The organism is Mycobacterium sp., assembly GCF_050701675.1.
Lineage (GTDB): Bacteria > Actinomycetota > Actinomycetes > Mycobacteriales > Mycobacteriaceae > Mycobacterium.
This window is the reverse complement of the sequence record NZ_JBOGDD010000538.1, coordinates 1-5397: the sequence shown is the minus strand read 5'-3', so window position 1 is coordinate 5397 and position 5397 is coordinate 1. Positions and strand designations below refer to the sequence as shown.

The 5397-nt window shown below is 66.5% G+C and carries 5 protein-coding genes and 1 pseudogene; 4 read left to right on the top strand and 2 right to left on the bottom strand.

The window, feature by feature from the left end:
* The 3 genes and pseudogenes from ACRDUX_RS16245 to ACRDUX_RS16235 form a co-directional block, all read left to right on the top strand.
* Window positions 1-602 (top strand): annotated as a pseudogene (locus ACRDUX_RS16245) (hypothetical protein); the annotation flags it as partial.
* Window positions 603-771: 169 nt separating this feature from the next.
* Complete coding sequence (locus tag ACRDUX_RS16240; protein WP_526415043.1) at window positions 772-1251, top strand: hypothetical protein; 480 nt, start codon at window positions 772-774, stop codon at window positions 1249-1251.
* A 136-nt stretch (window positions 1252-1387) separates the two neighbouring features.
* The gene (locus ACRDUX_RS16235) at window positions 1388-2011 is read left to right on the top strand and encodes a glycosyltransferase (RefSeq protein WP_526415042.1); all 624 of its coding nucleotides are present in this window, start codon (window positions 1388-1390) and stop codon (window positions 2009-2011) included.
* A gap of 221 nt (window positions 2012-2232) precedes the next feature.
* Here ACRDUX_RS16235 and ACRDUX_RS16230 read toward each other — a convergent pair whose 3' ends face one another.
* Together ACRDUX_RS16230 and ACRDUX_RS16225 are read right to left on the bottom strand one after the other, a co-directional pair.
* Window positions 2233-2910 (bottom strand): response regulator transcription factor, encoded by a 678-nt coding sequence (locus ACRDUX_RS16230; protein ID WP_526415041.1) that lies wholly within the window; start codon window positions 2908-2910, stop codon window positions 2233-2235.
* Window positions 2911-3095: 185 nt separating this feature from the next.
* Entirely contained in the window at window positions 3096-4661 is a 1566-nt protein-coding gene (locus tag ACRDUX_RS16225) for a GAF domain-containing sensor histidine kinase (protein WP_526415040.1), read from the bottom strand.
* Window positions 4662-4811: 150 nt separating this feature from the next.
* Here ACRDUX_RS16225 and ACRDUX_RS16220 point away from each other — a divergent pair.
* The coding region (locus tag ACRDUX_RS16220) for a crotonase/enoyl-CoA hydratase family protein (protein ID WP_526415039.1) at window positions 4812-5397 on the top strand (586 nt) is incomplete at its 3' end.

Here is a 5397-nt window from a genome sequence, read left to right as displayed (position 1 = left end):
GGCAGAAGCAGCTCGAGCAGGGCTCGCCGTGGAGCCCTCCCATGACTCCGGACGAAGCGACAGCCTGGTTGGACCAACAAGAGGCCCGTGCACGCAGTGACGCCATCGAAAAGACGACTACCGCTCTCGAGAACCAGGGCATGTCACGCGCAGAGGCGACGGCGATCGTCGACGCTGCGTCACAAGGCGTGCCGTGGTCCGATCTCGCCTATGGCGCGGACGTGGCCGGCCCACTGAGCACGATCGAACAGCTAGACGGCGCACTGTCGGACGGCCGTCATTCACTCCCATGGGAGACGTATTCGCCCGAAGCCCTTAAGACCGTATCCAACATCGGCAAGGGTCTCGGCTGGGCAGGATCGGTCCTCGAGGTTGGCGTGGCAGTCCACGACTGGCAGAACGGGGCGCCAGCCGGAGCGACCTTCGGTGGAGTGGCGGGCAGCCTGGGCGGTGGCGTGGGGGGCGGTGCGTTGGCCGGATTCCTTGGCGGCTGGGCCATGGGCCCTCCGGGGGCGTTCATCGGCACCGTGGTCGGCGGGCTCGCAGGCGGGACGCTCGGCAAAGAAGGCGGCACCGCACTTGGAGGCATGCTTGACAAGTAGCCCTTCCTCCGACCTTCTTCTCATCCTCGGAATATCGCTTGGGATCGCCGGGGGGATCTCTTCGATCTTCCTCAAGCACATTCGGCTTGAGCGTCGCATCTATTGGACCGGTTGGCTCGTTGCATCGTCACTGATATCGGCGTCGGTGCTGGACCGAGGTTGGCGTGCCGTGGCCGTTGCCATGGCCGCCTGTGCCGGCGTGGCGTTTCTTTACGCTTACCTTCGCACGACATACGTCAAGATCGGCGGCCGCATCTATACCTACACCTTGTTCCGCAACCGCCCCGATCCACCGCTCGACGGCTTTCCACCACCACCGCTCCCCGCCCCTCCGGTGGATGCATACGGAAACGTCCTCACTGCACCGAAGCTCTGGTGGACGATCACCGCCTTCAGTGTTGCCGCGGGAGCCCTGGCGACGTCGCAGGGACGGACCGCGGTGACGATCGCAGGAGGCGCCGTCGTCGTCGTGCTGTTGGCCCTCGTCGGTTACGTCGATGCGCGCGAGGGCTTTCCGATCTGCCGCGGCCAGCACGTTCAGCTCGCCCTAACCGCGATCGTCTCCATTCCGTTGTTCCTGTTGCCGCCGCTGGCATACGCCGCCACCTACTGGGGTGCGGGCGGCAGACATCATTCGGATCATCGCTAGCGGGAGTGTTCCCGACGCCGCGATTGCAGCTGGCAGGTACGGCCTGGCTCGCGCTAAAGGGGGGCATGAATGGCGGATGGCGCTGACGACGTGAACTCCGCAGGGCGGCACTCTGGAAGTCATGGATATACCTCGCGTGTCGAATCGAACCAGAAGCCTCGACGCATCCGGGCAGCAGTCGACCACGCCGCTGGATCCAGTGGACGCCCGCCGGCTGGTCGGTCTCGCGGGCTTGCCGACAATCCTCGCAGTCGGTCCGTTCGACGATCACACTCACGCCCGACAACTGGCTGACGCATTCGTCACCGTGCGGAAGCGGTGCACGTCACAGCTCGTGCTCCTCGGGGCGGGTGCGCAGCGCTCCTTCGTGACGCGGCACACCTCTGCGCGAGGCGTCGGGAGCAGCGTTCACGTAGTGAGGGGTCCCCGCCTCGGCCGGTGGTCGGAGCTGGTGGCCGCCGCCGATCTCGTGGTGCTCGGCGATTCGTCTGAGACCACGACGCTAGTGGATGTGTTGGCGCTGGGCAGGCCAGTCGTCGCTCCGGCCGACCCGGCCACGGTGCACCTGCTCCTACCTGCCATTGCGGGGCTCGTCTACCCACCTGGCGACGCGTCCGTGATGGCTGCCGCACTTCTACGTCTGTTGACGGACCCAGCGCTGCGTCGCGGAATGGGCGGCCGCGCCAGAAACGTTGCGCGACGGCATCGCCTTGAATGTGACCGCTGGCGGGTGGGACACATTGGGTGGCAGCAGGTATGACATCGGCACGCCGGAGGATGACTCTGGAAGTAGCCCACACGAGGGTGAACCACCACGACAAGGGTTACACCGTGTCAATCGTAATACGCTCCATCACAACGCTATTCATTTCTGGAGCAGCCGCAGTCGCCATCGCCGCTGCGCCCACCGCTTCGGCAGCACCTTCGGCCAATTGAGGCGTTGCGCCGAGCCCTGGTGACCGGCGAGCTGGTGGATCCCGGTCAAGATGCGTCGAGAAAGGCGACCACCGCCTGCACTCGCCGATGATCATCGCCGGTCTCTGGAAGGTTCAGCTTGGCGAGGATGCTGCGGACGTGCTTCTGCACGGTGCCTTCGGCCACCCACATCCGATGTGCGATGCCGGCGTTGGACAGTCCCTCCGCCATCAGCGCCAGTACCTCGCGCTCCCGGTTGGTGAGCCGTGCGAGAGGATCGTCGCGCCGCCGGACCGATACCAACTCGGCCACCAACCATGGATCAATCACCGACGCCCCCTTGGCGATTCGCTCCACCGTGTCGATGAAGTCATCGACGTCGGTGACATGACTCTTCAACAGGTAACCGACACCGTGTCCGCTGGCGAGCAGTTCCGTCGCGTGCACGACGTCGACGTACGCGGACAGCACCAAGATGGCGATGTCCGGCGACTCTTCACGGATCGTGCGGGCCGCATCGAGGCCCTCGGTCGTATGGGTCGGAGGCATCCGAATGTCTGCAACCACCAGCTGGGGCGTTCTGTCACGCACCGCGGCGAGCAACTGCGCGCCATCGCCGGCCTGCCCGACGACGTCAAAACCTGAACGGTCCAGCAGGCTGGTCAGTCCCTCACGGAGCAAGACGTCGTCCTCGGCCACGACCACCCGTACCGGTTCAGTCCCGGCATCTGGTGCGATTGTCATCGGCCCTACCTGATTCTGTACGAGAGGCTGTCATCCGATTGATGAAGTCCAGCGTGATCCTGAACGTGCGACCTCGCATTACCGCCAGCCACCGGCCTACTCTGCCGCTACCGGTAATCGTCGCATTACCGTTAGTCGGTATCGGCCCCAACGCGAGGGCTCGCCCTGCTCGGGGCGGGGTCGCGTCACTCGTGGACGTGGACGTCGAAGGGGATCACCACCCGCAGTGAAGTTCCTTCTCCTGGGTGGCTGGAGATCGTCATCCGGCCACCGATGGCCTCGACGCGGTCGGCGAGACCGATCAATCCAGATCCCCCGGACGTATCCGCTCCCCCGATGCCGTCGTCTGCGATCGAAAGGTGCAGGCTGTCCTCCTCGGTGTGCACGGATACCGTCACGACGGACGCCCGTGCGTACTTGGCCGCGTTCGTGAGTGCTTCTGCGACAACGTAATAGGTGGCCACCTCCGTCCGTTCTGGCAGCCGACCGCTGACCGTGACGTCTAGCTCGACCGGGACCGCGGAGCGGCGAGCCAGCGTTTTGATCGCTGGCCCCAGCCCACCGTTGGACAGGATCGCCGGGTGTATCCCGCGGGAGAGCTCCTGCAGATCCTTCGAAACCTCGGTTGCGCTGGTCGCCAGCCGAGAGATTTGCCGTCTAAGCGGCCCCAGCTCGGTAGGCACGTCCGCCTCGGCATTGCGCAGGGCGAGCCCCAGTGACACCAGGCGCTGTTGGGCGCCGTCGTGCAAGTCGCGTTCGATGCGGCGCCGCGCATCGTCGGCGGCCCCGACGATCCGTACCCGAGAATCGGTGAGATCGGCGCGCGTCAGTGCATTGGCAATCGCCATCGCGGCCAGGTCGGCAAAGTCTCCGACGCGCCCCTCGGTGTCCGGGGGCATGGGGTCGGCTCGCGACCAGCCGACGACGGCCACCCCCCACCGCCTGTCGTTCACGACGATCGGGGCCCCGGCCCCTCCCTGTAGGCCCAGCTCGCGAATCTGGGCGGCGGCCGGCCCGGCTGCGATGTCATGGTCGTCCATCCGGGCCGGGCGCCCAGTGTGCAACACGATCGCCGCGACGTTGTCGCCCTCAAGCGAAATCCGGCGGCCCACGGGCATCTTCGTCGCGCCTGGTTCGTCCCAGGCCGCCATGAGCGTGGCGGTGCCATCGGTCTCGTAGCGCCATACCGACGCATTCCGCACACCGAGAAGGCTGGCCAACTCCAGCGCCACCGCCGAGAACACCTCAGTCGGGGGCGCCCCGCGCGCGACGAGCGTCGCCACCCGCCGCAAGGCTGCCTGTTGTTCGGCGAGCACGGCCAGATCGTCACGGCTGTCCTGCACCTGTCGGCGGCGTAGCTGAGCCTCGGCGGCGCGCGACCGCGCCAGCTCGGCCAGAGCGGCCGCCGCCAGGGCCACGATCAGGAACGCGGCCACTCCGACCCAGTCATCGCCTTCGAGGCGATGGAAGTGTTCGTAGGCGACGGCGCTCACCAACGCCGTGATCGCCCCAAGCCAGAAACCCCACCCGGTGGCGACCACCAGGACACCCAGCACGAAGACCACACCGAAGACGTCTCCGCGGGACTTCTCGTCGAGCAGAAGGACGAAGAGGCTCTCGACCGCAATGAGCGAGACGCCGACGGCCAGTCCCACGATCCTTGGCGGCCGCGTCGGACCCAGCAGCAGGGCGTCGCGTGCGGAGGTGGCGCGCGGCAACCAGGCGGACAGTAGCGACCGTTTCTGCGTCATAACGCAAACTCAACACGTCGATCTTGCGAACTCGGTATGGGTCACCTGCATCGTAACCGGAGGAAGAGGCGCACGGCGCGCGTCGCCGGTTACCCATCGGCGGTACCGACGACGCTTGACTTCCGCGGCGGAACTGGCTCGACTTCACTGATGCCGCAGTTCGAAACGCTCCTGTACGCGACCGATCCGCCCGTCGCCACCATCACCCTCAACCGCCCCGAGCACCTGAACACGATCGTCCCGCCGATGCCCGACGAGATCGAGGCCGCGATCGGAGTCGCCGAGCGCGACCCGGCGATCAAGGTCATCGTGCTGCGCGGCGCGGGGCGGGCGTTCTCCGGCGGCTATGACTTCGGCGGCGGCTTCAGCCACTGGGGCGAGGCGATGAACACCGGTGGCGAGTGGGATCCGGGCAAGGACTTCGCCTTCGTGACGGCGCGCGAGACCGGGCCGACGCAGAAGTTCATGGCGATCTGGCGGGCGTCCAAACCGGTGATCGCTCAAGTACACGGCTGGTGTGTGGGTGGCGCCAGCGACTATGCCCTGTGCGCCGACATCGTCATCGCGAGCGACGACGCCGTGATCGGCACGCCGTACAGCCGGATGTGGGGCTCGTACCTCACCGGCATGTGGCTCTACCGGCTCAGCCTGGCCAAGGTGAAGTGGCATTCGTTGACGGGCGAACCGCTGACCGGGGTCGAGGCCGCGCAGGTCGAGTTGATCAACGAGTCCGTCC